This window comes from Mesorhizobium ciceri WSM4083 (assembly GCF_000519305.1).
In the GTDB taxonomy this organism is placed as follows: Bacteria; Pseudomonadota; Alphaproteobacteria; order Rhizobiales; family Rhizobiaceae; genus Mesorhizobium; species Mesorhizobium ciceri_B.
This window is the reverse complement of sequence record NZ_JAFG01000004.1, coordinates 607,964-634,852: the sequence shown is the minus strand read 5'-3', so window position 1 is coordinate 634,852 and position 26,889 is coordinate 607,964. Positions and strand designations below refer to the sequence as shown.

At 60.2% G+C, this 26,889-nt stretch carries 21 protein-coding genes; 11 read left to right on the top strand and 10 right to left on the bottom strand.

The features are described from left to right. Positions 1-10: 10 nt before the first annotated feature. Positions 11-1,492 (bottom strand): NAD-dependent succinate-semialdehyde dehydrogenase, encoded by a 1,482-nt coding sequence (locus MESCI2_RS0108860; RefSeq protein WP_027036272.1) that lies wholly within the window; start codon positions 1,490-1,492, stop codon positions 11-13. Positions 1,493-1,508: 16 nt separating this feature from the next. Then, positions 1,509-2,735, bottom strand: coding sequence for an iron-containing alcohol dehydrogenase (locus MESCI2_RS0108855; protein ID WP_027036271.1), 1,227 nt, complete (start codon positions 2,733-2,735; stop codon positions 1,509-1,511). Between the two features lie 176 nt (positions 2,736-2,911). Between MESCI2_RS0108855 and MESCI2_RS0108850 the strand changes: the two genes are divergently transcribed. The 10 genes from MESCI2_RS0108850 (at position 2,912) to MESCI2_RS0108795 (ending at position 16,754) form a co-directional block, all read left to right on the top strand. Continuing rightward, a complete protein-coding gene (locus tag MESCI2_RS0108850) occupies positions 2,912-3,613 on the top strand; it encodes a GntR family transcriptional regulator (protein WP_027036270.1) in 702 nt (233 codons plus the stop codon). Between the two features lie 11 nt (positions 3,614-3,624). Beyond that, positions 3,625-5,217: a sugar ABC transporter ATP-binding protein gene (locus tag MESCI2_RS0108845; RefSeq protein WP_027036269.1), complete on the top strand. Its 1,593-nt coding sequence runs from the start codon at positions 3,625-3,627 to the stop codon at positions 5,215-5,217. Further along, positions 5,205-6,203 (top strand): ABC transporter permease, encoded by a 999-nt coding sequence (locus MESCI2_RS0108840; RefSeq protein WP_027036268.1) that lies wholly within the window; start codon positions 5,205-5,207, stop codon positions 6,201-6,203. The genes MESCI2_RS0108845 and MESCI2_RS0108840 overlap by 13 nt, the downstream gene beginning before the upstream one ends. A gap of 54 nt (positions 6,204-6,257) precedes the next feature. Then, a complete protein-coding gene (locus tag MESCI2_RS0108835; RefSeq protein ID WP_023808960.1) occupies positions 6,258-7,208 on the top strand; it encodes a substrate-binding domain-containing protein in 951 nt (316 codons plus the stop codon). A gap of 73 nt (positions 7,209-7,281) precedes the next feature. After that, the gene (locus MESCI2_RS0108830) at positions 7,282-7,875 is read left to right on the top strand and encodes a DJ-1/PfpI family protein (RefSeq protein WP_013533129.1); all 594 of its coding nucleotides are present in this window, start codon (positions 7,282-7,284) and stop codon (positions 7,873-7,875) included. A 1,424-nt stretch (positions 7,876-9,299) separates the two neighbouring features. Beyond that, positions 9,300-11,894, top strand: a complete 2,595-nt coding sequence (locus MESCI2_RS0108815) for a non-ribosomal peptide synthetase (protein ID WP_081738642.1) — start codon at positions 9,300-9,302, stop codon at positions 11,892-11,894. Further along, positions 11,891-12,874 carry an NAD(+) synthase gene (nadE, locus tag MESCI2_RS0108810; RefSeq protein WP_032900571.1) on the top strand — a complete coding sequence of 328 codons (984 nt, stop codon included), beginning with the start codon at positions 11,891-11,893 and terminating at the stop codon, positions 12,872-12,874. Before MESCI2_RS0108815 ends, nadE begins: the two co-directional genes overlap by 4 nt. Before the next feature lie 2 nt (positions 12,875-12,876). Continuing rightward, a complete protein-coding gene (asnB, locus tag MESCI2_RS0108805) occupies positions 12,877-14,898 on the top strand; it encodes an asparagine synthase (glutamine-hydrolyzing) (protein WP_027036264.1) in 2,022 nt (673 codons plus the stop codon). Beyond that, positions 14,895-16,448 carry a class I adenylate-forming enzyme family protein gene (locus MESCI2_RS0108800; protein WP_027036263.1) on the top strand — a complete coding sequence of 518 codons (1,554 nt, stop codon included), beginning with the start codon at positions 14,895-14,897 and terminating at the stop codon, positions 16,446-16,448. Before asnB ends, MESCI2_RS0108800 begins: the two co-directional genes overlap by 4 nt. Before the next feature lie 39 nt (positions 16,449-16,487). Then, a complete protein-coding gene (locus MESCI2_RS0108795; RefSeq protein ID WP_027036262.1) occupies positions 16,488-16,754 on the top strand; it encodes an acyl carrier protein in 267 nt (88 codons plus the stop codon). A 57-nt stretch (positions 16,755-16,811) separates the two neighbouring features. On the opposite strand, the gene MESCI2_RS0108790 is transcribed toward MESCI2_RS0108795, so the two are convergent. The 7 genes from MESCI2_RS0108790 to MESCI2_RS0108760 all read right to left on the bottom strand — a co-directional run bounded on the left by MESCI2_RS0108790 (position 16,812) and on the right by MESCI2_RS0108760 (position 23,780). Further along, positions 16,812-17,504, bottom strand: a complete 693-nt coding sequence (locus MESCI2_RS0108790; RefSeq protein ID WP_032900568.1) for a N5-glutamine methyltransferase family protein — start codon at positions 17,502-17,504, stop codon at positions 16,812-16,814. Between the two features lie 110 nt (positions 17,505-17,614). Further along, on the bottom strand, positions 17,615-18,877 hold the full coding sequence (locus MESCI2_RS0108785; protein WP_027036260.1) for a polysaccharide biosynthesis/export family protein: 1,263 nt from the start codon (positions 18,875-18,877) through the stop codon (positions 17,615-17,617). After that, a complete protein-coding gene (locus MESCI2_RS0108780) occupies positions 18,864-20,123 on the bottom strand; it encodes a hypothetical protein (protein ID WP_027036259.1) in 1,260 nt (419 codons plus the stop codon). The genes MESCI2_RS0108785 and MESCI2_RS0108780 overlap by 14 nt, the downstream gene beginning before the upstream one ends. Next, positions 20,120-21,124 carry an SDR family NAD(P)-dependent oxidoreductase gene (locus MESCI2_RS0108775; protein WP_027036258.1) on the bottom strand — a complete coding sequence of 335 codons (1,005 nt, stop codon included), beginning with the start codon at positions 21,122-21,124 and terminating at the stop codon, positions 20,120-20,122. Before MESCI2_RS0108775 ends, MESCI2_RS0108780 begins: the two co-directional genes overlap by 4 nt. Before the next feature lie 87 nt (positions 21,125-21,211). Continuing rightward, entirely contained in the window at positions 21,212-21,886 is a 675-nt protein-coding gene (locus MESCI2_RS0108770; RefSeq protein ID WP_027036257.1) for a sugar transferase, read from the bottom strand. Next, a complete protein-coding gene (locus MESCI2_RS0108765) occupies positions 21,883-23,019 on the bottom strand; it encodes a DegT/DnrJ/EryC1/StrS family aminotransferase (RefSeq protein WP_027036256.1) in 1,137 nt (378 codons plus the stop codon). The genes MESCI2_RS0108770 and MESCI2_RS0108765 overlap by 4 nt, the downstream gene beginning before the upstream one ends. A 38-nt stretch (positions 23,020-23,057) precedes the next feature. Beyond that, positions 23,058-23,780 carry a nucleotidyltransferase family protein gene (locus MESCI2_RS0108760; RefSeq protein ID WP_027036255.1) on the bottom strand — a complete coding sequence of 241 codons (723 nt, stop codon included), beginning with the start codon at positions 23,778-23,780 and terminating at the stop codon, positions 23,058-23,060. Positions 23,781-24,287: 507 nt separating this feature from the next. On the opposite strand from MESCI2_RS0108760, the gene MESCI2_RS0108755 reads away from it, so the two are divergent. Next, a complete protein-coding gene (locus MESCI2_RS0108755; RefSeq protein ID WP_027036254.1) occupies positions 24,288-24,962 on the top strand; it encodes a LuxR C-terminal-related transcriptional regulator in 675 nt (224 codons plus the stop codon). Here MESCI2_RS0108755 and MESCI2_RS0108750 read toward each other — a convergent pair. Continuing rightward, positions 24,955-26,697, bottom strand: a complete 1,743-nt coding sequence (locus tag MESCI2_RS0108750) for a PAS domain-containing protein (protein ID WP_027036253.1) — start codon at positions 26,695-26,697, stop codon at positions 24,955-24,957. The genes MESCI2_RS0108755 and MESCI2_RS0108750 overlap by 8 nt on opposite strands. Between the last annotated feature and the right edge of the window lie 192 nt (positions 26,698-26,889).

Here is a 26,889-nt window from a genome sequence, read left to right as displayed (position 1 = left end):
GACTGCCGGTTCAGAAGGTGACGGCAATATATTTAGCCTCCATGAACTCGGCGATGCCGTGGTGCTGGCCGCCTTCGCGGCCAAGGCCGCTCTGCTTGACGCCTCCGAAAGGTGCTGCCGGATCCGACATCAGTCCCCGGTTGAGGCCGATCATGCCGGCCTCGATCCCCGACGCCACCCGCATGCCGCGTCCAACATCGCGTGTATATATGTAAGCGGCCAGGCCATATTCCGTGTTGTTAGCATGTGCGATGGCCTCGGCCTCGGTGTCGAAGCGTGTGATAGGTGCCACCGGGCCGAAAATCTCCTCGTGCGCCATCTCCGCGTCGGGCGGCACATCGGACAGCACTGTGGGCGGATAAAAGAATCCTTCTTCCTCCGAAATGGACCCACCGCAAAGCACCTTGGCCCCCCGGCCCACTGCGTCCTTGACCAGGCGGTCGATCTTGTCGACAGCCTTTCTGGTGATCATCGGCCCGCATTCGGTGTCGGCATTCGGTCCCGCTCCCACCTTAAGTGCCGCCATGCGCTTGCGGAGCCCGTCGGCAAAAGCATCATAAATTCCCGATTGTACATAGAGGCGATTGGCAGCGGTGCAGGCTTCGCCGGCGTTACGCATCTTAGCGATCATCGCGCCATCGAGGGCGGCGTCGAGATCGGCATCGTCGAAGACGACAAACGGGGCATTGCCGCCGAGTTCCATCGAACAGGAAATGACATGCTTTGAAGCCTCGCCGAGCAAGGTTCGGCCGACACCCGTCGACCCCGTGAAGGACAGCTTCCTGACGCGCGGATCGGCGAGCATGGCCGAAGTCAGCGGCCCGGGACTGGTCGTGGTCAGCACGTTGACGACGCCGGCAGGCACGCCGGCTTCGCTGTAGAGTGCCGCCAGCGCATAGGCCGTCAACGGTGTTTCACTGGCCGGCTTCAGGACGACAGTGCAGCCTGCCGCCAGCGCCGGCGCGATCTTGCGGGTCGCCATCGCGGCCGGAAAATTCCACGGTGTGATCAGCACGCAGATTCCGATCGGCTCATAATCGACCACGATCCGGTTGGTGCCGGATGGCGCAGTGCCGAATTCACCGGTAATCCTGACCGCCTCTTCGGCATTCCAGCGGAAGAACTCTGCAGCATAAGCCACCTCGCCACGCGCGTCGCGCAACGCCTTGCCATTCTCCAGCGAGATCAGCATAGCGAGCGTTTCGGACCGTTCGACCATGAGCTCAAAACAGCGCCGAAGGATTTCCGAGCGTTTGCGCGGCGCAGTTTCCCGCCATCCCTTAGCTGCTTTGGCCGCCGCCTCGACGGCGGCGGTGGCGTCCTCGACTGTCGCATCGGGAACCGCCGCGATCACCGCCCCGGAGGAGGGATCGACGACATCGATGAGCCGACCGTCGGAGGACGGCCGCCAAGTGCCGTCGATATAGAGTCCGTGCGAAAAACCGCGCACGTCATAGCCATCCTGGTCGAGTTGCTGAGCGTTCAAATTCATCGCTTTGTTCCGTTTTTCACATAACGCAGGCGGCGAGGTCGCCGTCATGGGCAGCCTGGACGAGGCGTCGCATCGTGCCGAGATCGAAGGCACGCGGATTGTTCTTGATCAGGCGGTCGATGCCGAGCGCTTGCTCGGCGGTCCAGTCAAGCTTATCGGCAGGGAGGCCTAGATCCGCCAGTGTTGGCGTAATACCGATCGCCGCGAACAATCGCCTGATCTCCTCGATCGTGGCGGCTGCCATCTCGGCGGCGGTTCTGGCCTTGGTCTCCAAGCCAAGTGCCGCGCCGATCTCTGCCATCTCGTGAGCGGCGACGCGGCTGTTATAGGTCATCACGTAAGGCATCATTGTCGCCACGCCCAAACCATGGGCGGTGTGGGTGAGGGCGCCTGCCGGATATTGCACGGCATGCGCTGCCGCCGTACCGGCGGTGCCGAATGCGCAGCCCGCTGCCAGAGCGCCCATCATGACATCGGCACGCGCGTCGGCATCGGCGCCGTCGCTGCAGGCTTTCTCCAGACTCCGGCCAAGCAGCTTTATCGCGAGCAACGCGAAATGGTCGGTCAGCGCAGTCTTGCCAATGAAGACGTGTTGTTGCGGCAGGTTGGGGTCTTCTCCGCGCCGCATGGCGGTGAAGGCCTCGATCGCATGGGTCAGCGCGTCGGCGCCGGCTATCGCGGTCAGGGCAGGGGGGCAGGTCATTGTCAGTTCGGGGTCGCACAAGGCAACCGCGGCGATCAGATAAGGGCTCGATATGCCGACCTTGAGCGTCCGGTCCGGGTCGGAAATCACCGCGACCGGCGTCACTTCGGAACCGGTGCCGGCCGTGGTAGGTACGGCGATCAGTGGCAGTGTCGGACCCGGCACCTTGAACTCCCCGTAGTAGTCCTGGAGCTTGCCGCCATGGCTGAGAAGCAGGGTGGCGCATTTGGCGAAATCGAGACAGCTGCCGCCGCCGATGCCGATCACCATGTCCGGCCTGAACCCCTTCGCTTCCTCGACACAGATGCCGACCGTGTCGCGTGGCACGTCGGGCAGAACGCGGTCATGCACAAGGACTTCGATCGAGGCTGACTGAAGGGACTTGATGATGTCGGCGAATACCGCTGTGCCCGCGAAACGCTCATCGGTGCAGACCAGCGCGCGTCGGCCGAACCGGGCGGCGACCGTCGGCAGCACATGGCGCTGCCCCTTCCCGAACAGGATTTCACGCGGCAACCGCAGGGCGGCGAAGAGGGTCATGATCGGTCCTTTGACGGCGGCTGACTGGAAACGGATGCATTGAACTCGGTCTGGATCGGACGGCCTAAGAGTGTGTCTCTCGCACTTAAAACATATCCGCTTTAAAATCGTATAGGATATAGGATTGCATCCGCGGAACCATCGTGTTAGCAGTCCTCACTGTCAAGAGGCAAAATATGCAGACCGCAAACTTACCCGACCCAAGCGACGCCACCATTGGAGCTGGTCGCATCCAGCGCGCCAACAGTCTCGTCGAAGATGTCTATGAAGCCATCTTCGCGCAGTTGATGGCGCTGAAGATCCCGCCAGGCTCGCGCATCACAGTCGACAGTCTGGTCAAGGAATTCAACGTCTCGCACACGCCCATCCGCGAAGCCCTCGGCCGGCTCGAAGGCGAAGGTCTGGTGCTCAAGACGCATTTGATCGGTTATCGTGCCGCGCCCCAGATCACCCGCCGCCGTTTCGACGAATTATACGAGATGCGCCTGCTGCTCGAACCGCATGGCGCCGCAAAGGCCGCCGCAATGATGGACGAGGCCAAGCTCAATCTGTTGCTCGAAGCCGCCGGCGTGATGTCACGCCGCGAAGGCAAGGACGACCGCGTACGCTATTCGAATTTCGCCAGACAGGATGCGATCTTCCACGACAAGATCATGGAGTTTTCTCAAAACGAACTCATCCGCGAGACGTTGAGCCATCAGCATACGCACTTCCACATCTTCCGCCTGATGTTCCATGCACGCGTGACCGAGGAGGCGCTTGACGAACACGAGGCGATCCTTGCCGCGTTCGGCTCGGCCGATCCCGATGCCGCCGAAAAGGCGATGCACATCCATATCGAGCACTCGCGCGACCGCCTGCTCCCGGCATTCGATTGAGGTCGGAACGGATGTCCATTGCCGCGAATATCGCCGGGGAGGGCGGGAGCACGTTCTCCAGCGATGCGCCTGGTTCGCTTGAACCGGTGCTGCGCGCCCAGGGCTTGTCCAAGCAATACGGCCCGGTGACGGTGTTGTCGGACGTCACCCTAGACGTCCTGCCCGGTGAGATCCACGCCATCATTGGCGAGAACGGTGCCGGCAAGTCGACGTTGATGCGGCTGCTGTCCGGCTATGTCGAGCCCAGCCACGGCACATTGTCGATGAGCGGACACACGGTGAAATTTGCCAAGCCCAGCCAGGCACAGGATGCGGGTATCGCCTTGGTTCATCAGGAGATCCTGCTCGCCGAGGGGCTCACGGTCACCGACAATCTGTTTCTCGGGCGAGAGCTTTCGCGTGGCCATGTCGTGGATGACCGCACCATGCGCCGGCTGGCAGCCGAGAAACTGGCGCAGATCGGCTGCGCGGTCTCGCCAAGGGCACTGGTGCGCGACGTCTCGCTGGCAGATAGGCAGATGGTGCAGATCGCTCGCGCCCTGCTTGACGACCACAAGGTGGTTATCTTCGACGAGCCGACCGCCGTTCTGACCGGTGGCGAGGTCGAGCGCCTGCTGGAGATCGTCCTGCAACTGAAGGCTCACGGCACCGCCGTGCTCTATATCAGCCACCGGTTGGATGAGGTGCAACGGGTCGCCGACAAAGTGACCGTTCTGCGCGACGGCAAGATGGTCTGCACCTATCCCGGCAGGACGCTGAGCCAGCTGGATATGGCGCGGCTGATGGTCGGGCGCGAACTGGCAGCACTCTATCCCGAAAAAACCGTGGCGCCTTCGGATGTGCCGATGCTGAGCGTCAGCAACGCCACCGTTCCCGGCTATGTGGAGGACGTGTCGTTTACGGTCCACAAGGGCGAGATCCTTGGGTTTGCCGGCATGGTCGGGGCGGGCCGCACCGAACTTTTCGAGGGCATTATCGGCCTGCGCCCGGCGACCGCCACCGTTGAACTCAAGGGCAAGTCGGTCCATTTCCAGTCGCAACGCGCGGCGATCGACGCCGGCGTCGGTTACCTGACCGAGGATCGCAAGGGCAAGGGACTGCTGCTGCAAGAGCACCTGGCGCCTAACCTGACGCTGTCAGCGCTCGGTGTGTTCCATCCCGGCCTCTCGATGGGTCGGCGCCGCGAAGCGGAGGCCTTGGAACAGGCCGTGGAGACATATGACATCAGGCTGAAGAGCCTCGGCGCCAAAGCGGGCCAGCTTTCCGGGGGCAATCAGCAGAAACTGCTGCTGGCGAAGGTGCTGCTGACCGATCCTTCTGTGGTCATTATCGACGAGCCCACGCGTGGCATCGACATCGCCAACAAGGCGCAGATCTATGCCTTCATCCAGGAGCTTGTGGCCAAGGGCAAGGCTTGCATCGTCATCTCTTCGGAGATGCAGGAACTGATCGGCATCTGCGACCGCATCCTGGTGATGCGCGAAGGCCGCATCACCGGCGAGGTCAGTGGCGCCGAAATGACCGAAAGCAATGTGGCGGTACTGGCGACCAGTGGCCCCAAGCCAGGGCCAAAAGCCAAGGGAGGCACAGAATGGCTGTCATGACCGAATCCGCACCCAGGCGTCGCCCCCTCGATCTCAACATCAGTTGGACCGACGTCGGGCCCTTTCTTGCGCTGGCAGCTCTGCTGGTGGTCGGTTACCTCATCAACCCCGATTTCCTGTCCGCCACCAACCTCGCCAACGTCATCACCCGCAGCGCCTTCATCGCCATTATTGCTGTCGGCGCGACTTTTGTGATCTCGTCCGGGGGGCTCGATCTTTCCGTCGGCTCGATGGCCGCCTTCATCACCGGCATCACCATCATGTTCATGAACGCGGTGGCGCCGCATGCCGGCATCTGGGCTATTCCCGCCGGTATGGCGGTGGCGATCCTGGTCGGCCTGCTGTGCGGGCTTGCCAACGGCCTCATCGTCACGGTCGGCAGGATCGAACCGTTTATCGCCACGCTGGGCACGATGGGGATTTTCCGGGCGCTGATAACCTATCTGACCGATGGTGGCACGATACCGATCGACCGGTCGCTGCGCGAGGCCTACCGGCCTGTCTATTTCGGCACGGTTGCCGGCGTCCCGGTTCCAATCCTCATATCGATCGCCGTCGCCGCGGTCGCATCCTTCATCCTGTACAAAATGAAATATGGCCGCAAATGTGCGGCGGTCGGCGCCAATGAGGATGTCGCCCGCTATTCCGGCATCTCGGTGATCAGGACACGGACCGTCGCCTATATCGTCCAAGGTGTCTGCGTGGCGATTGCCGCGATCTGCTACGTGCCGCGCCTGGGCGCCGCAACGCCGACGACCGGACAGCTTTGGGAACTGCAGGTGATCACCGCCGTGGTGATTGGCGGCACCGCATTGCGCGGCGGCAAAGGCCATGTGTGGGGAACAGTCGCCGGCGCCGTCATCCTGGAGCTCATCGCCAACCTCATGGTGCTGTCGGACTTCGTCTCGGAATACCTCGTTGCCGCTGTTCAGGGCGTCATCATCATTATCGCCATGCTCATCCAGCGGTTTTCGAATTCGAAATAGCGCCGCGTCCGGACCACGCGGATTAACGTTCTTGTAGGTCCAAGGGAGAAGACAATGTTCAGTAGAAAATGGATTGCGGCGGCGACACTGGGCGCGCTGCTGCTGGCCGGCCAGGCCATGGCGCAAGACAAGAAGGTCATCGCGGTGTCGATACCGGCAGCTGACCACGGTTGGACGGCGGGCATCGTCTATCACGCGCAAGCGGCGGCCAAGGAAATCAACGCCGCGTTCCCGAACGTCGAAGTGGTCGTGAAGACGTCGCCGTCGGCGGCGGAGCAGGTCAGCGCGCTTGAGGACCTGTCGGCCAGCCGCAAGCTGGATGCTTTGGTGATCCTGCCTTACAGCTCGGAAGAACTGACCCAGCCGGTCAAGGCTATCAAGGACATGGGCACGTTCATCACCGTCGTCGATCGCGGTCTGACGGACGCCTCCGTCCAGGATCTTTACCTCGCCGGCGACAATATCGCGGTCGGCACCAACACAGCCAAGTTCATGATCGACAAGCTCGGCGGCAAGGGCGACGTCGTTGTGCTGCGCGGCATTCCGACCGTCATCGACGACGAGCGCATCAAGGGTTTCCAGGACACGATCAAGGGTACGAACCTGAAAGTCCTCGACATCCAGTACGCGCATTGGAACAGCGACGAAGCCTTCAAGCTGATGCAGGACTATTTGGCCAAGTACCCGCATATCGATGCGGTGTGGGCCAATGACGACGACATGCTGCTTGGCGTGCTCGAGGCGGTCAAGCAGTCGGGCCGGACCGATATCAAGCTGGCGCTCGGTGGCAACGGCATGAAGGACATCGTCAAGAAAGTGATCGACGGCGACGCCATGACGCCGGTCGAGACGCCATATCCGCCGTCGATGATCAAGACCGCGATCTACATGACCGTCGCCAACCTGATCGGCCAGGCACCTGTCCGTGGCACCGTCAAGCTCGACGCGCCGTTGATCACCCAAGCCAACGCCAAGGAATACTATTTCCCGGACTCGCCGTTCTGACCCTACCCGATTTCCCCGAAAGGCAGGGCGCGGTCTGCGCCTTGCGTTGCTCAAAACACAGAGAGGAAGAGCCATGCCAGGCAAAAAAATACTGATGCTGACCGGTGAGTTCACCGAAGAATACGAGATCTTTGTCTATCAGCAGGCGATGGAAGCCGTCGGTCACACCATCCACGTGGTATGCCCGGACAAGAACGCCGGAGATCTGATCAAGACCTCGCTGCACGACTTCGAGGGCGACCAGACCTACACCGAAAAGCTCGGCCACTATGCGCTGATCAACAAGACTTTCTCGGAAGCCGAAAGGCAGCTCGATCAATATCATGCCGTCTACTGCGCGGGCGGCCGCGGCCCGGAATACATCCGCACCGACAAGCGCGTGCAGGCGATCGTGCGTCATTTCCACGAGGCCAAGAAGCCGATCTTCACCATTTGTCACGGTGTGCAGATCCTGATCGCTGTCGACGGCGTGGTGCGTGGCAAGAAGGTCGCAGCACTCGGCGCCTGCGAGCCTGAGGTGACACTGGCGGGTGGCACCTATATCGACCTGTCGCCGACCGAGGCCTATGTGGACGGGACAATGGTTTCGGCCAAAGGCTGGACGGCGCTTGCTGCGTTCATCCGCGAATGTTTGAAGGTGCTGGGAACGGAAATCCGCCACGCATAAGCTTCTGGAACCGACGCATTCGCCAAGGGATGCGTCGGTTCCCTTCAACAGCGCTTCCATATCCATCAATTCGGTCGGGATCGCGGCTCCCGAGCGCACCGATATAGGCGAGATGCTCAGGGATTGCCGCCTGGTTGCGCTGCTTTCGTCCTGCCTGTGCCGGCGCGCGGCGTTGTTTCAGCGTCCGGATTAGGGGTCGTGTCGTCGACCGTGCGGCCCGTCGTCGCCCCGAGCGATCACGCTCGGTGCCGAGGTCCGGTAAACAAGTTCTCATAAAACCTTCTGACAACCGTTCGATCGGCGCTCAGGCGCACGCCACCAGAAATCGGGTGCGCTTGAGTTCAGTCCTGCGCCAATGAATCTGGCATCGCGGACAACCCCAAATGGTTTCCCGGCGTCCGGGGTTGGTCATCGGCCTGACGAAAAGAACGGCGTCTAGGAACGATTTGGGCCGGCTGTCGTTGCCTAACATTAGGTATCCCTTATGGATGTTGCGAATGCCGCTGTGTCAGAATCTATGCCCTCTTGAAATGACGTTCAAATGTCCGCGCTGCGGATTGGCTTTGCTGAAACCCGGGCGCTGGTTCCAGGTTGCATCGAAGTATCGCTGCGAGGGCTGTCACAGCGAGATCCGGATTACCTATCCCGACAAGATTGCGCTTTTCCAGAAATATGCGGCTTCGCAGCGCGAGGGCCCGTCTCCGCCAAAGCATAGCTCAGTCCTGACCAAGTCGTTCAGCAACTAGGCCACGGTCCTGCCAGGGGCGGTCTGAACGCTGACTGCCGGCGGTAGTGTTGCCTGTCGCATGGAACGAAATCCGTTCCATGCGGTTGAAAGTTGATGCCTCCAGCTACACGCAATTGAACCGGCCATGCCCTGCAGTCAGGAGCAGTGATGCAAACATACCTGGTAGAACAAATGGAGGGGGACGACGTGGTTGCGGCGAGTAATGTCAATGCGTCCAGCCCGTTCACGGCGGCGACTATGTCAACGGGACGCCAGGTTACCCTGCGGACATGGGAAAACAATTGGGTTCGTGTCACGGATGAGCTTGGAGGGGAAGTGTTCGCTTACTGCTTTGTTTCAGGCACTGGCGAAGCGGACATCAGCGCACAGCCCGACGCCTCGGTAAGGTAGCCCTGCAGCCTTAGCGGGCGCAGGCTGGCATATTCAACTTCGAACGATTCAAGCGATCAAGACCGCCTCGCGCATCATCCGAATGATTGATGAAAAGATCATGCCGCGGGGCGATAAGCGGCAACAATCCTAGCGTGGGGCCCTTATGTCTCTGGCGCATTTAGAATCTTCGAGGGCGATTCAAACGGTGCAGGCTGACTACCAAGCGGTGGTCTCTTGTCGATGGTCAAAAGCTCCCGATCATGCTCTTGACCATGGCGGGCCTGTTCTACGTCTGCACCAACGGATGGGAACTGGCTTCGCCGACATTCCTGTCTTTGATCACCTGAGGGAAATCGCCGAGCGTTATTCCGAAAAATTAGCCGCCAGCGACGGCACCAATCGACTGACCTATTCCGAGCTTTTTCGGGCGGTCGAGGCCTTGGCCAGCCGGATTGAAGCCGTCGTTCCCGACGGAAATGCGGTTGGAATACTTCAGGCCAACTCGGTCTGGTACACCGTTGCGATGCTGGCCAGCATGGCATCCGGTCGACCGTCAGTGCCGCTCAACGTGCGAGATCCGGACTCGCGCATCAACGAAATCGTCGCCGACGCGAGGCTCTCCGCCATAATTGGCGACAAAGGCCTCCACGGCCTTGGTCTGCCCCAGCACGTTGCCCGGATCGAGATGGCGCAAGCGTTGCAGGCAGCGCCTCGTCCAGCCGCACACCGTATCGTTTCTGTCGATGCACCGGCAATCGTGCTTTATACCTCCGGCAGCACGGGCCGCCCCAAGGGGATTGTCAACAGCCAGCGGAACTTGCTGTGCCGGGTTCAGCAATATGTCGACGCGTGCCACATCAATGCACAGGATGTTTTCCTGTCCCTGACCGGCCCGGCAACCATCGCCGGTTGTCGGGAAATCCTTGCCGCTCTTCTCACAGGTGCCACGTTGCAGCTTGTGGAGGTCGAAGCCGTTGGCCTGCGCGCGGTTCGCGGCCGCATGCAATCGGAAGGCGTGACGATCACCTATCTGGTGCCGGCATTGCTTCGCGCTCTCCTGGCGGATGAGCCCGCGGGCGCCTTTGGTTCACTCAGGGTTGCCCGAATTGGAGGCGAGAAGGTGTCTTCGGCCGATATCCGCCTCGTGCGCAAGGCTGTGCCGCCAAATTGCCTGGTGCAGATCGGCTATTCATCGACGGAAACGACTGGATCGCAGTGGTTCTTGCCGCACGATTGGCCGGAATTCGATTCTTCAACTCCCGTCGGTTGGCTGCTTCCGGGAATCAGCTTCGCAGTGGTCGATGAAGAGGGTTATCCGGCTCAGCCGGGCAAGATCGGAGAACTGTTGATCAGAAGCCCGTATGTCGCGCTTGGATATTGGGAAAACGGGGCAGTTGTTCCGTTTGAAGTAGATCCCGACGACCAGACGCTTCGCATCTTTGCGACGGGCGATCTTGTGCAAATTGGTAGTGATGGCCTGTTGCGGATCATCGGTCGCAAAGGGCGCCAGATAAAGGTCAATGGGCGGCGCGTTGAGCCGGCCGAACTCGAACGGGTTTTGCGCGGCGCGCCGTCGGTGAAGGATGCCGTGGTTATCGTCACCCCGGCGAATGACCTGATTGCGTTCGCCGTACCCCACGGCGGGGCGGGAGTCGGTTTTTGCGACGAGCTGCGCCAACTTGCCAGGACAAAATTGCCGCCGGCGCTTTGCCCGATGCGGCTCCATGCAAGCGCCGAGATACCGCGACTGGCCAGCGGAAAGATCGATATGGCAATGCTGGCTGCAATCGACCTTTCGGTTCGGGAAACAATGCCCCCACCGCAAATCCCTCATGCGGGAAATGAAGTTCCTGCTCATCGGATCGTACGGCGTGCCTGGACCAAGGTCCTCAAGACGCGGGTCGCCCTGGGCTGCTGGGATGAAGCGGGGGGAGATTCGCTGAAGCTGCTGCATTGCGTCATGGAAATCGAAAGCGCGATCGGGCAGGAACTCGGATTGGAAGCCTTCACGGTTGGAATGAGCTTCGATGAGATGGTTGCAGCGGTCATTTCCGCCCAAGGAGGCAGCGAGCACGCGCCCGCCTGGAAACACGAGCCTCCGCTGCTTTTCCTTTTTCCCGGGTCGGTTGGCTATGGCCCGAGCCTTGCTTCGTTCGCATCGGCAATAAGCAAGGTCGCCAGGGTGTCTCCCATCAGATATCCGGCCCTGGGCATGATCCTGCAAGGTCAGAACACTGTCGCCGCAATGGTCGAAGCTGCAATCGATCATATCAACCGCGTGCAGCCGACCGGCTGTGTTCGCCTGCTTGGTCACTCGCTCGGAGGAGCGGTCGCTTTTGAGGTTGCCGCGCGTCTGCTTGATCAAGGGCGAGCGGTAGCGTTCACGGGCATTCTGGATACCAGCCTGGTTGGCGAGCGCAGCAAGCGTTGGGAGACCATTACCCGGACATTTCACCGGATCCGAACCAATCGTATATCGGCTAGTCGAGTAGCATGCCGCGCGCTTGCCAAGGTCGCGGTCAAAATGCGCTGCGAATCCCGGCTTGCCAGCTTCCTCGACCGTTATGCCGAGGGTCAGTTCAACCCGACGAGCTTCAGAACCAAACTGGAACTGCAGGAAGTTCTGCGGGCGCGCGCCTTCTTCCAATGGCTGACAGAACCCAGGCCGATGCTGCCGATCACCGGCACCTTGTTCCGTTGCGCGCGGCCCGGAATGCCGCTTGCACTTGGGTGGGATCGGGCATTCGTCCATCTGGACGTCATTCCGATCGCCGGCACCCACATCGACATGGTCGTGGAGCCTCATTTGACCGTCAATCGCCCGCTCATCGAAAACGCTGTGACCGAGACCTACTCTTCAATCGAGTCACGCAAACAGGAGGCAGTGTCATCGACCTGATCGGCGAATTCAGCAGCGATGTGCTGGCGCTCGACGCCCGGCTGGAGATCGATCGCATCGTCGAGGCCCTGCGCGAACAGGTTCTCGGCACACAACGGCGTCGCGGAGTGGTCGTCGGGCTCTCCGGAGGCATCGACAGTTCAGTCGTCGCAACGGTATGCGCACGGGCGTTCGGCAGGGACAAGGTACTGGGCCTGTTCATGCCGGAGCGCGATTCGTCCGGCGACTCGTTGAGGCTTGGCCGTAGCGTCGCTGGGCAGCTTGGCATCGACACAATCCTTGAAGATATCCAGCCGGCGCTCGAGGGCATCGGCGCCTACGCCCGACAGGTGGAGGCCATCCGAACTGCCGTCCCTGGATATGGCGAAGGCTGGAAATGCAAGCTGGTCATGGCATCGGTGCTGGAGAGCAGCGGCCTCAATATCACGCGCCTTACGGTCGAGGATCCGGACGGAAAGATCGACACCGTGCGTCTGTCGCCGGCGGCTTACCTGCAGATCGTCGCTGCAACCAACTACAAGCAGCGGGTTCGCAAGATGACTGAATACTATCACGCGGACCGCCTCAACTATGCAGTGGCAGGCACGCCAAACCGACTCGAATACGACCAAGGCTTCTTCGTCAAGCAAGGGGACGGCGTCGCCGATGTGATGCCTATCGTCCATCTCTACAAGGCCCAGGTTTACCAGCTGGCGGAGTATCTCGGGATTGACAAGGAGGTCCGAACAAGGCCGCCGACCACGGACACGTTTTCCATGGCGCAAACCCAGGAGGAGTTCTACTTCGCCTTGCCTTATCAGTTGATGGATTTGTGCCTCTACGGCATGAATCACGGAATTTCGGCCGGCGCGGTTGCCGCCGCCGCCGGCCTCACGGCCGAGCAGGTCGAGAAGGTCTATAAGGATATCGTCAGCAAACGCCGCGCCGCACGCTACCTTCACGCACGGCCGCAACTGCCCGCTGCGATGGACAGGGACTGACCATGTGCGGCATCGCCGGAATTGTGGCGCTGAACGCGGCTGCGGAGCCTCCGTCACGAGCCGCGCTTCTACGAATGGCAGCCGCGCTCTCCCATCGAGGCCCGGACGAGAGCGGCCTTTACCGCGACAGGCGAGCCGGGCTGGCGCATACCCGCCTGTCGATCATCGATCTCTCGACTGGACAGCAGCCCCTCGCCGACACAGGCGATACCACCTGGATCGTGTTCAACGGCGAGATATTCAACTACGTCGAGCTGCGTGAACAACTCATGGCCCTGGGACATCGTTTCCGCACCCGCAGCGACACGGAGGTCGTCGTGCATGCCTACCGCGCCTGGGGCGTGGGCGCGTTCGAGCGGCTGAACGGGCAGTGGGCACTCGCCATCTGGGATTCGCTGACAGGCCGCATCGTCCTGTCGCGCGATCGGTTCGGCATCTGCCCGCTGCATTTGTGCGAACACGCTGGCCGCCTTCACTTCGCCAGCGAAGTGAAGGCCATTTTCGCAGCCGACCCCGCGATACCGCGGGCCTTCGATCCCGCGGGGATAGACCAGACTTTCACGCTCTGGACCGTCGTACCGCCGCAAGGCGTATTTCAGGGAGTACAGGAACTTACCCCCGGCCATGTCCGCATCTACGACAATGGCAGCGTTCGTGAGCACGCTTTCTGGAAACCTTGCTATCCCGAGAGCGAGGACCTGACCCATGGCACCTTCAGGGGCTCGCTGGAGGATGCGGTGGACGAAGTGCGCGGCGCCTTGCAAGCGGCGACGGCGCTTAGGATGGTGAAGGCGGATGTGCCGGTCGGCTGCTACCTTTCCGGCGGGCTCGACAGCTCACTTGTCGCCATGCTCGGGAGGCGCTTCGCCGGCGCGCCGTACCAGACTTTCTCGTTGCGTTTTGCTGACGCCGAATATGATGAAACCCGTTACCAGCGACTGGTTGCTGGTGCGAGCGGCGGCGAGCACCACGAGGTGATGGTTTCGCGCGGTGACATCGCCGACATCTTCCCGGATGTGATCCGTCACGCCGAGCGTCCGATTCTCAGGACGGCGCCGGCGCCGTTGTTCCTTCTCTCGAGGCTGGTGCGCGAACATGGCATCAAGGTCGTGCTGACCGGCGAGGGGGCCGACGAGATGTTCGCCGGCTACGACCTGTTCCGGGAAGGCAAGGTCCGCCGCTTCTGGGGGCGGCAACCCGCCTCCGCCCGACGCGCCCGACTGCTGGAACGCCTCTACCCTTATCTGAGCCGCTCGCCGGTCAAGCAGCAGGCGATGGCGCGCCAGTTCTTTGGACACGGTATCCATGCATATGGCGCGCCCGGCTTCGCGCATGATACCCGCTGGCGCACCACCAGCGCCATCAAACGGCTGTTCTCGGCCGACATGCACGCCGAAGCGGCGCGCCACGATGTGGTAGCGGACCTGCTCGCCCGCCTGCCCGAAGAGTTCCAACGATGGGGTCCTCTCGCGCAGGACCAGTACCTTGAGATCAGGACGCTGATGTCGGGCTACCTGCTTTCCTCGCAAGGTGACAGGATGCTGATGGCTCACTCCGTCGAAGGGCGCTTCCCGTTCCTGGACGATAAGCTCGTGGCCTTGGCGAATTCGCTTCCGGCCGACTACAAGCTGCGCATTCTGGATGAGAAACACGTGCTGAAGCGTGTGGCGAGATCGATCGTGCCCGCGGAAGTCGTGGCCCGCAAGAAGCAACCCTACCGGGCGCCCAACGCACTTTGCTTCATGGGCGATAGCGCACCCGCCTATGTCCGCGAAGCACTCTCGGAGACTGCCCTGCGCGCGGCGAATGTCTTTGATCCGAACTCGGTCGCGCGCCTGCTGGACAAATGCGCTGCCAAGACCGGCGATGGGGATCTGTCCAACTCGGACAACATGGCGTTGGTCGGTGTGCTGTCGACGCAGCTCCTCCATCAGCAGTTTGTCGCAAGCCGCCCATCGAGCGCGCGTGCGGTCGACCTCAGGATAGATGTCGATCGCCTGCACAGGGAAGAGGTGCTGGTATGATGCATGGCGCCGTCCCTCTGCTGCACGACTACCTCAGCCATTCGGCCGGCCGGCTCGGCGACAAGGTGGCGCTGGTGTGCGGCGGGCACCGGCTTGCCTATGATGAGCTTGAGACACGTTCCAACGCGGTCGCCCATCATCTCGTCACGTCCGGGGTCGCCCCCGGTGACCGCGTCATGATCTTCGCCGACAACACAGTCGAGACCGTGGTCAGCTTCTGGGCGGTTCTCAAGGCGAGCGCCGTTGTGTGCGTCGTCAATCCGCTCACCAAGAGCGATAAGCTGGGGTATTTGCTCAACGATTGCCTTCCGGCGGCATTGATTACCGACAGACATTTGCAGCCGATCTTTACTGAGCCGGCGCGTAACTGTCCGTCGCTGCGGCGGCTCATCGTCTCCGGTCCGGTGGACGACGCCGAGCTTCGGGGATTGCCGCATGCCGTGCGCTGGGATGAGGTTGCTGCCGGCCACGGCAAAGCGCCGGTCCGCCGCCGCATCGACATCGATCTCGCAGCCATCATCTACACGTCGGGCTCGACCGGCGAACCCAAAGGCGTGATGCTGACACACAGGAACATGATGGCAGCCTGCACGTCTATCGCCTCGTACCTCGAGCTTGGCGAAGACGACGTGATCCTCAATGTCTTGCCCTTGGCCTTCGACTACGGCCTCTATCAGATGATAATGGCATTCCGTACCGGGGCGCGGTTGGTCCTCGAGCGCTCGTTTGCCTTCCCTGCACAGATACTTGCGATCATCGAAAGGGAGAGAGTTACAGGCTTTCCCGGCGTGCCAACCATCTTTGCCGCGCTGTCGGATCTCAAGACGCTGAAGGCAGATGATTTTGCAAGCATAAGGTATGTCACGAACACGGCCGCGGCACTGCCGCTCAAGCACATTCGCCTGCTCCAGGAACTGTTTGCCGACGCCCGCATCTATTCGATGTACGGCCTGACCGAATGCAAACGCTGCACCTATCTTCCGCCGGACGATCTTGCCCGAAAACCCTTGAGCGTGGGGATAGCCATCCCGAACACCGAAATGTGGATTGTCGATGAGGATGACCGAAGGGTCGGTCCCAATGTCGTCGGCCAGCTGGTCATTCGCGGGGCAACGGTCATGAAGGGTTACTGGGGTAAGCCGGAGGCTACCGCGAGGAAGCTCAAGCCTGGCCCTTTGCCCGGCGAGCAGGTTCTGTACACCGGCGACTACTGCCGAATGGACGAGGAAGGCTACCTCTATTTTGTCGGCCGCAGCGATGAGATCATAAAATCTCGGGGAGAAAAGGTGGCGCCCAGGGAAGTCGAAAACGTGCTGATGGAAATCCCGGGAGTACGGGAGGCCGCGGTTGTCGGAGTTCCCGACGACCTGCTGGGGCAAGCAGTGAAAGCGTTTGTCGTCATGGAGCAAGGAACGATCATGGGCGAAAAGCAGCTGCGGATGGAGTGTCAGAAGCGGCTGGAAAACTTCATGATTCCGAAGTCCATCCAGATTGTGTCCAGTCTACCGATGACGGACACGGGCAAGCTCAAGAAAATAGCGCTGTCATAAAGCGATACCTGGAAATCATTTGGATCGGAGGCCAATTCAATGCTGAGCACGAACAACAGAATTGACACCTACAGCGATCAGATACGCGCCTTTCTGGCGTCAAATTTCTACGTGGCCGACCCGCGCGCCCTGGAGGTTGAAACGTCGTTGCTCGACCAAGGCATCATAGACTCGACTGGAGTGCTTGAAGTTATCGGCTTCGTCGAGGAGACATTCGGCATCACTGTCGAGGACAGTGAACTTCTGCCTGAGAATTTCGATTCCATCCAGGGAATTGCACGTTACGTGCTCAGCAAGGAAAACTGATCGCCGGGCTACGGTTCAAGGGCGTCGTCCCAACCGAGCACAAACCCATGGCGCGGCTCACGCTGGCGCTCTAGCCCGTGCACAAACCACTCTTGCTTCACCGGCTTTGTTCGCAACCGTGCGAATGTTCTCGTAGGCTTTGGAACGCTCGACCAAACTCATGACCTGCCGGTCCTGGCCAAGCCCGACCTCGAAAAGCAGCATGCCACCTTGCCGCAGATAGCGCCGCGCCTCCTTGATCACCCGCATGTGAATGCTCAGGCCGTAAGGCCCGGCAGCGAACGCCTCACGTGGTTCAAGTTCCATCAGATGCGCGCGGTCGTTTTCGAGCCGCTTCTCCGAAATATAAGGCGGGTTGCAGACGACCAGATCGATCGTACCTTCGAGCTCCAGACCCGAGAAGGAATTGAACAGGTCGCCCTGCAGCACCGAAATGCGTCCGGCCAGGCCAAGATGGGCGACGTTCCGGCAGGTGGTCTCGACACAGCTGTCAGTGAGATCGCTCGCCCAGACGCGCGCGGTGGGGACCTTGTATCCAATGGCGCAGGCGAGATTGCCCGCCCCGCAGCACATGTCCACGACACGCGGTACCGGCCGATTAAGTGCACGCAGCACATTGAGGGCGGTGCTGCCGAGCAATTCCGTCTCCGGGCGAGGGACGAGCACGCCGGGCGCGACAACCAACTTGAGCCCCATGAAGCCGATGCGGCCGGTGATGTAGGCGCTGGCGACATCTATTTCACCAATCACGACAACCCCGCTTTCTGGATTTTCCATGTTGATTTCTCGAGCGCCCGGTCTTCATACCGTGAGGCGAGCCATCAACCACGTCGTTCCCGGCTCGGTTCACGTCCGCGCAACTACTGGATCGCCGCACTCTGCAGGTCGCTGCTGAACCTCACCTCGATGGTGTCTCCAGGTGCGACCTCAGTGTCCTGGTCGACCGGTCGACCTCTCGACGCGTCGCCGGCTCCACCGGTTATTGTGATCCGCGCCTGGAAGGTTTCGCCGGCGACCGGCAGTGGAAGAGCGGACGCCCCTGATGGCTGAAGCTTCTGGCTGGCTGCGTGGAGCCTTGCAGTGGTCTCGGCGAGGCGAAGGTCGGTGTCCCTCAACTCGTTCAGAAGGCCGATCCTTCGTTGATTTTCATTGCGTTCCTGCTGCCTGACGAAGTCTTCCTGCTGGCGCCGCGTTCTCATGAGTTCGACCGAGGTCTCGAGCGCCCGGCTCGACGACATCAGCACGGCACGTCTGACGTCGGCGAGCCTGCTGTTGGTCAGGTTGCCCGATTCGAACGATTTGGTGACCCGCGCCAGATCGTCCTCATCCTGTTTCACCGCTGCCGCTTCCGTCTGCTCGCGCTTGAGCAGAACCTCGACCTCAGCCTCGGCATCCTTGGCAGTCTTGTCGAGATAGCTTTGCTCCTGTTGAAAATTGTTCAGCGAAATTTTGAGACCCTCCGCTTCCGCCTGCGCCACCGCCGATATCAATGCATTCGACAGGGGCGAGCCTTGCGGCGGCTGCATGTCAAATTCTGCTTGGTTCTGAAGTTCGGCGCGGATGCGGGCGCCATGAAAGTAGTCCCTGATGTAATCCCCCCAGATCGACTCGTAGTCGCGTCGCAGATCAACGGGATCAGGTCCGCTTTGGCTTGCCCGCGACCGCAGAAGGCTGAAACCGCCGGCGACCGCAATCGCCTGCCGGACTGTCATGAGTGGCCGGTAAGCCTGCTGCCCTGGCGTCAGCACATCGCCAGTCACGTAGATCGGCCGGTACTCCGCGATCACGGCTGTGACGTCGCTCGGCTTGATGACGATCATTTGCTCCCGTCCATCAGGCAGACGCTGGTGGACGATCTTGGTTGGCAGCACCGCCTCCATGCGCGTCTGCAATTCGGCCGGCGTCAACCCGCCAACCGGGATCATCCCGAACTCGGGCAGCGCGATCGAGCCATCCATCTGGACGATCGCGCGTTGCGTTCGTTCCGCGATGGAGGCAATTCCTATCTCCACCGTGTCGCCGGGGGAAAGCCTGTAGGCCACCGGCGCTTCGGCCGCGGTTGCGTTGCTCAAGGCCAGGCATCCGGCAAGCGCTGCAAAGGAAATTCGGCTAACGAAGGCCATTGGTGGCAATCTCCTTTTGATTCAGATCCGGCTGCTGCGACCAATCGAGATGGGCGACGAATTCGTAGACCGGTCCGCCCGGCACCCCCCAATTGCTGGACCAGATCACTTGCGACCCATCAGGGGACGGGGAGGCGTGTGTCTCGCTCCAATAATCGAACGGAGCATTTCGCGTCTGCACGATCCGTCGGACCTCTCGACTGCCGTCGACACGCAGCGCGATCACTTCGCGCGTGTATGGAGCCCAGTCAGGTTGGCTACGAACCTCCTCGGGATTGCCCCCGTAACTCATAAATGCCCATTCGGGCCGGTCCAAAGCACGCAGCGACGCATGCTCGGCCTCGCCGAACTTCATGAGCGACGTGACCTTTCCATCGGACAGCCGACGTTTGATCACCTGATATTTGTCCGGGCTGGATTTGCTGATTCCGACGTAAATTTCGCTGCCGTCCGCGTCGAGAGTCATATCGCCATGGCCGGGCCGATGATGGTCCTTCCACGTCTGGCGCAAGGTGCCGTCGATTGCGAAAATGGCTCGCTGCTCGGTGCCGTCGGCCAGGTTTTGGAAACACAGGATGTTTTCTCCAAGCGGAGAAATGGTGCAGGAACTGGTCGTTCCGGCAACCTGGGCGAGATTGATGTCCGGGTATTTCAGACGCCGGTCGAGGTCATATGCGAAGGCGACGGCAGCACCATCATCGCGGGTCGCGCGTACGGCAATGCGGCTGCCGTCACGACTTGGATTTCCCTTGGACGGGCCGAATTTGAGATCCCGATATTTCGCAGCGGCAAAAACTATGTCCTCACGATTGCTGCGGGGCGCCCAGGTCGAGATATTCTGATCATCGACACAAACCATCAGGTCCGCGTTTCGAGGGTGCCATTCGCACTCACCCGGCTTGTTGCGATGGAACAAAGGAACGTAGTTTTTCCCATCGAGGAAGCACATGCCGTTGCAGCCGTTCATGAGGACGAGGAGACTCTGATCGGCATTCCACGCTTGCGCGCTCGAGTACCGATGACTGCAATATATTTTGCCGCAGACAATTCCTCCGCCAAGAGCTCCGGGCTTGGTGATCCGAGTGAAGCTGATCCCTGTCGCCGGATCGGTTGCAGGTTTCAGGTAAGCGGGCAGATCCATTGCCGGCTCCGTGCCTGCCGCACCGCTCGGCCGGTTTCCGGCTGTGTGCAGCGCCAGCAGAGCGGCCATCAGCAGCACGGCCGGTATGAGCCGCGGAAAGGTCATGTCATATAGCTCATTTCACGACGGACGCGGCCCTCGCTGAGGCGCGAGCGCCACCACTCGATGGTTCTTTCCAGACCGTCACGCAGGCTTGTATGCGCCCGCCATCCGACTTTACTTTCAAGGTTCGAGGAATCGGCGAGCAACGCGCGAACCTCGGAGTTCTGCGGCCGCATCCGGCTTTCGTCGCGACGGACCGGTTTCCTGGTGCCACTCAACTCGAGCACCAACTCCAAAACGTCCGAGACACTGACGGCGCGCTGGCTGCCGGCATTGTAGGCATGGCCAAATTCAAGCTCGGCGGCCCCTGCCGCCACAAATGCCGTCGCAGTGTCTTCCACAAAGGTAAGGTCGCGAATAGGGCTGGTGTCGCCGACCATGATCGCCGGACAGTTCTCGTCCAGAGCCTGCCTTATGATGGTCGGCACGATGGCCCGTTCGCTCTGGCGTGGCCCGTATGTATTGAACGGTCGCAGGATGACCACCGGCACATCGAAGGACCTGGCATAGGACGCCGCCATCATGTCCGCCCCGATCTTGGATGCGGAGTAGGGGGACTGTCCCTGCAACGGGTGGGATTCGTGGATAGGCATGGTCAGTGCGGTGCCATAAACCTCGCTTGTGGACGTATGCACAATGCGCTCGGTTTCCCAGTGGCGTGCCGCTTCGAGGACATTCACGGTGCCCAGCACATTGGTTTCCACATAGGATTGGGCAGCCGCATAGGAATAGGGAATCGCAATCAGCGCAGCCAGATGAAACACGACCGCCTGGCCGCGCACGATCCGGTTGATGAACGCGCTGTCACGAACGTCCCCACGAATGCATTGCAACTGGCTTCGAACGTGGTTGGGCAAATCATCCAACCAGCCATGGCTGTCGAACGAGTTGTAGAGGGCCAGTGCCGTGACATCGGCACCTTCGTGCACCAGCGCTTCCGTGAGGTGGGACCCGATAAATCCATCCGCACCCGTGACTAGGACCTTCCTGCCGCGATAGCTCACGACCGCGCACTCCTTCGATCGTGTGAGCCGTCAAACTGGCGAACGAACAACAATCCATTCATGCCAAATTCTCCTCACTTGCCAACTCTACCCACTTGCCGCGGGTGGCAGGGACACGCCGAAAACCGCCCTGAAGCCTCGCATCATCCAGACGAGATCCGATGCAATCGTGCGCCGCGGATAGTAGGAGAGGTCGATCGTTGCCTTGGCCGGGAACAGGACCTCTCGATAAAACAGGAGCGGATCAAGGGAGGGCGGGTAAAAACAGGCTTCGTGACGGAAGAGAACCTGGGTCGGGCCGAGCAGGCCAGGCTTCCACTGTAGGACAGCTTCATTGCCGCCGCGGAAACAATCGGCAAAGGCAAGGCTTTCCGGCCGCGGGCCGACAATTGCCATGTCTCCCTTAAAAACGTTCCACAGTTGGGGCAACTCATCAAGTTTCGTTGCCGCGAGAAAACGGCCTACCCGCGTCATGCGGCTGTCATCGTTCATGGTCAGCGCAAGGCCGAAAGGATCGGCTGTTGTCTTGAATTTGCGGAACTTGTACATGCGAAATGGTTTTGCGCCGGCACCCAGGCGCGTCTGTGCGAAAAGCACGGGCCAACCGCCCTCGACAAAGAGTGCAACGGCAATCAGGAGCATCAGTGGAGCGAGTACCATTCCCGCTACTGCGGCGAGGATGATGTCCATCGCGCGTCTGGCAATTCCGTGGCTGGTGCCAGCTACGGCGGGCCGATGCATCGTCACGTCGAGTGCGTTCATGCCGCGGCTCCCGCGCGCCCGCTGCCTTCAATCGCCGTGGCCAACGCAACAACCACCGATTCGATCGCACTTGCCGTAATTTGCGGGTGTAGTGGAATCGTCAACTCCCGCTGCGCGAAGTCCTCGGTCTTCGGCAGATGGATTTCAGTGAACATTTGGCGATAGAGCGTCATCTGGTGCACGGGCGTATAGTGGATTGTGGTCTGTATTCCCTTCGTTCGCAGATGGTCGATCACCGTTTGCCGGTCGACGTCATGTGGCAGGAGGACAGGCATGATGTGGTAGGCCGAGGTTCGCGGTTTGCAGAACGGGACTGTCACGGCCGAGCAATAGTCTGCGATCAGACGTCGATAGAGGACGACCAATATGCGCCGGATTTCATTCCACTCCTGCAGGTTCTGAAGCTGGACCAAGCCCATGGCGGCGCGCAATTCGTCCATGCGATAATTGAAACCGAGCATCGTCACGTCGTATTGCGGCGTGCGGCTGTTCAGCCGCTGATGTGTGCCACTGGTCATCCCATGTCCACGAGCCTGGCGGATCGCTTCACGGAGCTGTGCATCCCGGGCGATAACGGCCCCACCTTCCGCGGTGGTCATGTTCTTGTTGCCATAGAAGCTGAAGGCCGCGGCCGCACCGTAAGTCCCCACCTCCTTAAGGCCGGGAGCATGCGCGGCATCCTCGACGATATGCAGTCCTCGCACACGGGCAAATCTCTGCCATTCTTCCCGGTCGGCAAGATAGCCGGCAAAGTGGACGAGAATGACAGCCTTGGTACGTCCGGTGCACTTGGCTTCCGCGTCGCTTAGGGACATCAGTGGCACTTCGGCCGACTCTATGTCGACGAATACCGGTGTTGCTCCTACGTAGAGCACTGCATTCGCGGTCGCCACGAAGGTCAGCGAGGGAACCAGCACTTCGTCTCCTGGGCCGATCCCAAGTGCGTGGAGAATGAGATGCAGGGCGGCGGTGCAAGAACTGACGGCAACGCAATCGGCCGCATCATGCACGGCTGCGAAGGCTTCTTCAAAGGCTCGTACCTGGTCCCCCATCGTCAGCCACCCACTGTCGACAACTTTGGCCAGGGCTGCCTTTTCCGGAAAGCCAAGAATAGGAGCGCTGACCAAGAGCATTACGACCTCCTCATGTTGGCGCGGCCGAGCGTTCAACCTCAAGCGGCCGCTGCCGAGACCTCGATCGATGCGGACTGCTCTTCCCAGGCAATGGTTTGTGCGTTTTGAAAATCCTCGACGCGTCCGATATCCAGCCAAAGCCCGTCATGTTTGTAGACGTGCACATTCGTGCCGTTTTGCATCATTTGCAGCATGAGGTCGTCAAATCCGAAGGCGATGCCGTCAGGTATAAAGCGGAACACGTCTGGATTCATGCAATATATACCCATGCTGACCAGATGAGATAGCGTCGGTTTTTCACGAAATACCTGGACAGTATTGCCGATCTCGTCGATGACGCCGAAGTCCATCTTTATGATGCGGGAGGCGGTGGCTATGGTGACCGGATCCGTGTGAGTGCGGTGTGAGGCCACAAACCGGCTGAGACTGAGATCGGTAAGTACGTCCCCATTGAGAACAATGAACGGCTCGTCCAGTTCCTCCCTGATCAGGGAGAGCGGGCCTATAGTGCCGAGAGGTTCCAGCTCCTGGGTATAGCGTATCCTTAGATTCCACTGTGACCCGTCTCCGCATACGGTGCGGATCAAGTGCCCCAGATAGCCGGTCGTGACATAGACTTCCTGAATGCCGTTTCGTCGCAGCCACTTCAAAAGCAATTCAAGAACCGGTCGAGCCCCGATCGGCATGAGAGGCTTGGGCAAGATGGATGTGAAGGGCCGAAGGCGTGTTCCCATTCCTCCGCACTGAATGACCGCTTTCATCTCGTCCTCCTGTTGATACGACTGTCGCGGTGTGATGGGTCCAGCCCACCCGTCCGGAAGATACGCCAGTGTTGGTTTCGCCTCTCCAGAGTGCAGCGATGGTAAGTGGCGCCCGAGAAGGCGTCGTCGTGCATTTGAATGGCACTTTCCCGGCCTTTTTGATTTCAATATTGCAGTTGGCAGGCCATGGGCGCGGCAGGGCGATCAATCAGAGCTCGGAGCTGTTGCCGCTTGTTTGGCGACTGCTGTGGACATGTCCGGCGCCGGTAACGACTTCGAAGGGGCATCGCCACCGTTTGTACGAAAAAAACACTTAAATATCTGGCCCTGAAATGTGTGCGGTTGTAAGCTATATTAGCGGGTTGAAATGTGCAGGTGGGCGGCGGCGGGCGTCGACATACGGGGGATCAGCGGGCGGCTGATCTGTGTTGGGTCACCGTACAGTCCATCCAAAGGGAGGTTTCGGCAGCTAGGGACACATGCGGGCTGCCAAAAGGTGGGTGGTTCATGTATCGTATTATCATCGCCGATGATCACGGCTTGTATCGTCGTGGGCTGCGACTGGCATTGATGGCCGGCATTCCAGACTTGGAAATATTCGAAGCGGCGTGTTTTGATACCGTCATAAGCCTGCTTGAAGATCAGGCGCCCGTTGATCTCGCCATCATCGATCTGCACATGCCGGGACTGTCGGGTCAGGATGATCTTCGCGACGTCTTACCGGCTCATCCCGACACACGGTTTGCTATTGTCTCAGGGACGGATTCACGCGCCGAGATTCTGACTGCCCTTTCGATTGGGCTTCATGGCTATATCGTAAAATCCCAAACGGACGAGGAGGTGGTCCTGGCGGTGAAGGAAATCCTGGCCGGGCGTATTTACGTTCCGGCACTTCTTTCACAAAGGTCCAAGGAGTCGGTACGCCTTCCATCCGAGGCTCCCACGCAAATGCCCCACAGGACCATCAGCGTCAACAATCTGGGCAGGCTTACGTCCAGACAGAAGGAGGTCCTCAGGTTGATGGCCGAGGGTTACTCGAACAAAGAGATTGCCCGCTCTCTTGAAATTGCAGAAGCGACGACGAAGATTCATGCTGCCGCCGTCCTGCGCGAACTTGGAGCACGAAATCGGACGGAAGCCGCGGTTTTGCTGAAGACATGGGCCGTCAGAGACATCAACTAGCGCCGATTGCTTTTGGCGGCAGCCGGACCGAATATTTCAGTCCGTGATCCAGCATCTCAAGCTTGGAAGAGTGGCCCACAATAGGCTCACCGCCGGCTCCAATAATCAACGACCCAAAGCCACGCCGAGCCGAGGTGGAGACCCGGCGCTCTCCCGATTCCGACCATTCGAACACGATGTCGGCGCCGGGCTCCTGGGCTGCGAATTGCCATACGACCTCGATCCGGCCTGCCGGAGTGCCGAGAGCCCCATGCTTCACGGAATTGGTCGTAAGCTCGTGAACGATCATTGCGAAGCTCTCAGCCGAACCCTCTGCCATTTTTACTTCGGGTCCACTGATCGAAATGTTGTGCGTCCCCATATAGGGCTGCAATTCCTGAGCGATGAGGTCATGCAGGGAAGCCGACAGGCTGCCATCGCGTGAAAGAAGCAGATGGGTTGCCTGGAGTGCGCCGATTTTTTCGATCAGTGTCTGCTTATAGCGGGCGACATCGTTGTCGGGGGCACCAACCATATTCACTAGCGCCGTGATCACCGGAAACAGATTGTTGAGCCTATGGCGCTGTTCTAGCATGGCCCGTTCTCGCTTCTTCGCCGCAGCTCGCAGCAGAATGGTTATGCGCCGATCGGTGAGATCCGCGGCGACTCCTATTCGCTGTGCACGACCGTCGCGCAATTCGTCCCGTCCCCGAAGAGCAATCCAGCGGATAAGCCCGCCAGCTCGCCTGATGCGGATCTCCGCATCATAGTTGGCGCCTGATGCAAGCTCTCCCGGGGCCGTCAGATTAGGCAAGTCGGCCGGGTGAACGACCGCCGCCAATTCCTGCAATGGACGGCTCGGCGCGGGTGCCAGCCCCATCATTTCCCAGAACGCGGCCGAGCCGTTCACGGATCCGCTCTCGAAGTCTATGCGCCATGTTCCCAACCGACTGGACGATAGCGCCAGGTCCAACCATTCCTTCTGAGCCCGGAGTGCCTCGCGGGCGGTTCGCTCCCCCGATATATCGTCCACCATTACAAAGACGCTTTGAGGGAGAGCATCGGCCGGCACGGCCAAGGACAGCGCCACTCTTGCCCACAAAACCGTGCCGTCCTTTCTCAGGAGACGGATCTCCGAGCCGAACGAAGTCGTGTCTTTGAGGCGCGTCAACGCTTCCGCCAAAATGTGGTTGTCGTCAGGGTGGACGAGTGCGCTGAGCGGCAGACTTGAAAGCTCCTCTTCCACATACCCTGTCATCTCACAAAGACGTTTGTTGGACCGTTGTAGCTCTCCATTCTCGCTCATGTTGGCAAAGCCAATGGCGGCACGTTCGAATGCCCAGCGATAACTGTTTTCGGTTGCCTCCAAGGCCACGAGCCTGGCCTCTGCAACCTGCAAAAGGGTGCGGTAGTCCTGCCTCTGCCGGTGGAAAGTCATGGCGATCATCCCCCCCGCAACCAGTAGCAGAATGGCCCGAACCCAAACGTCGACGTCGGTTGGATTGTGCAGGACATCCCGCGTCAATAAGCCGGCAGCCGCCATCACAAACGTTGCCGCGAGGGCAATCGGGCGATCTTCGAGATATGAGATGGCAATAATGGTGGGAACAAACTCAAAAAAGCCGATGTCGTATGCCATAGACGTCGGCAGCGCTGTCTCCACTGCAAGTGTCGCGATCAGGAGCGACATCGAGGCAAGGTGGGTTAGCAACTTGCCTGAGCCGTTCGGATGCAAACTGAGCGAATGCAAACGCATGTGCCAGATTAGAACCTTCTGACTAGTCCGTCGAGATTAGACCGAAAAGCGTACAGACTAGTCCGACCGCAGGATTGTTCCCCGGGATTGTAGCGCGCATTTTGTCCGATGTCGGGGGCGGATCGGACCGCAATTCTCCAAGCGACCTGACTGACATGTTTAAGGCACCTCCTTTTGACTGGGAGGCGTTGC

What these genes read in the sequence shown, in the direction of transcription:
- MESCI2_RS0108860 (WP_027036272.1), bottom strand. Translation starts at nt 1,492, where the DNA reads ATGAATTTGAACGCTCAGCAACTCGACCAGGATGGCTATGACGTGCGC.
- MESCI2_RS0108855 (WP_027036271.1), bottom strand. Translation starts at nt 2,735, where the DNA reads ATGACCCTCTTCGCCGCCCTGCGGTTGCCGCGTGAAATCCTGTTCGGG.
- MESCI2_RS0108850 (WP_027036270.1), top strand. Translation starts at nt 2,912, where the DNA reads ATGCAGACCGCAAACTTACCCGACCCAAGCGACGCCACCATTGGAGCT.
- MESCI2_RS0108845 (WP_027036269.1), top strand. Translation starts at nt 3,625, where the DNA reads ATGTCCATTGCCGCGAATATCGCCGGGGAGGGCGGGAGCACGTTCTCC.
- MESCI2_RS0108840 (WP_027036268.1), top strand. Translation starts at nt 5,205, where the DNA reads ATGGCTGTCATGACCGAATCCGCACCCAGGCGTCGCCCCCTCGATCTC.
- MESCI2_RS0108835 (WP_023808960.1), top strand. Translation starts at nt 6,258, where the DNA reads ATGTTCAGTAGAAAATGGATTGCGGCGGCGACACTGGGCGCGCTGCTG.
- MESCI2_RS0108830 (WP_013533129.1), top strand. Translation starts at nt 7,282, where the DNA reads ATGCCAGGCAAAAAAATACTGATGCTGACCGGTGAGTTCACCGAAGAA.
- MESCI2_RS0108815 (WP_081738642.1), top strand. Translation starts at nt 9,300, where the DNA reads ATGGGAACTGGCTTCGCCGACATTCCTGTCTTTGATCACCTGAGGGAA.
- asnB (WP_027036264.1), top strand. Translation starts at nt 12,877, where the DNA reads ATGTGCGGCATCGCCGGAATTGTGGCGCTGAACGCGGCTGCGGAGCCT.
- MESCI2_RS0108800 (WP_027036263.1), top strand. Translation starts at nt 14,895, where the DNA reads ATGATGCATGGCGCCGTCCCTCTGCTGCACGACTACCTCAGCCATTCG.
- MESCI2_RS0108795 (WP_027036262.1), top strand. Translation starts at nt 16,488, where the DNA reads ATGCTGAGCACGAACAACAGAATTGACACCTACAGCGATCAGATACGC.
- MESCI2_RS0108785 (WP_027036260.1), bottom strand. Translation starts at nt 18,877, where the DNA reads ATGGCCTTCGTTAGCCGAATTTCCTTTGCAGCGCTTGCCGGATGCCTG.
- MESCI2_RS0108780 (WP_027036259.1), bottom strand. Translation starts at nt 20,123, where the DNA reads ATGACCTTTCCGCGGCTCATACCGGCCGTGCTGCTGATGGCCGCTCTG.
- MESCI2_RS0108770 (WP_027036257.1), bottom strand. Translation starts at nt 21,886, where the DNA reads ATGAACGCACTCGACGTGACGATGCATCGGCCCGCCGTAGCTGGCACC.
- MESCI2_RS0108765 (WP_027036256.1), bottom strand. Translation starts at nt 23,019, where the DNA reads ATGCTCTTGGTCAGCGCTCCTATTCTTGGCTTTCCGGAAAAGGCAGCC.
- MESCI2_RS0108760 (WP_027036255.1), bottom strand. Translation starts at nt 23,780, where the DNA reads ATGAAAGCGGTCATTCAGTGCGGAGGAATGGGAACACGCCTTCGGCCC.
- MESCI2_RS0108755 (WP_027036254.1), top strand. Translation starts at nt 24,288, where the DNA reads ATGTATCGTATTATCATCGCCGATGATCACGGCTTGTATCGTCGTGGG.
- MESCI2_RS0108750 (WP_027036253.1), bottom strand. Translation starts at nt 26,697, where the DNA reads ATGCGTTTGCATTCGCTCAGTTTGCATCCGAACGGCTCAGGCAAGTTG.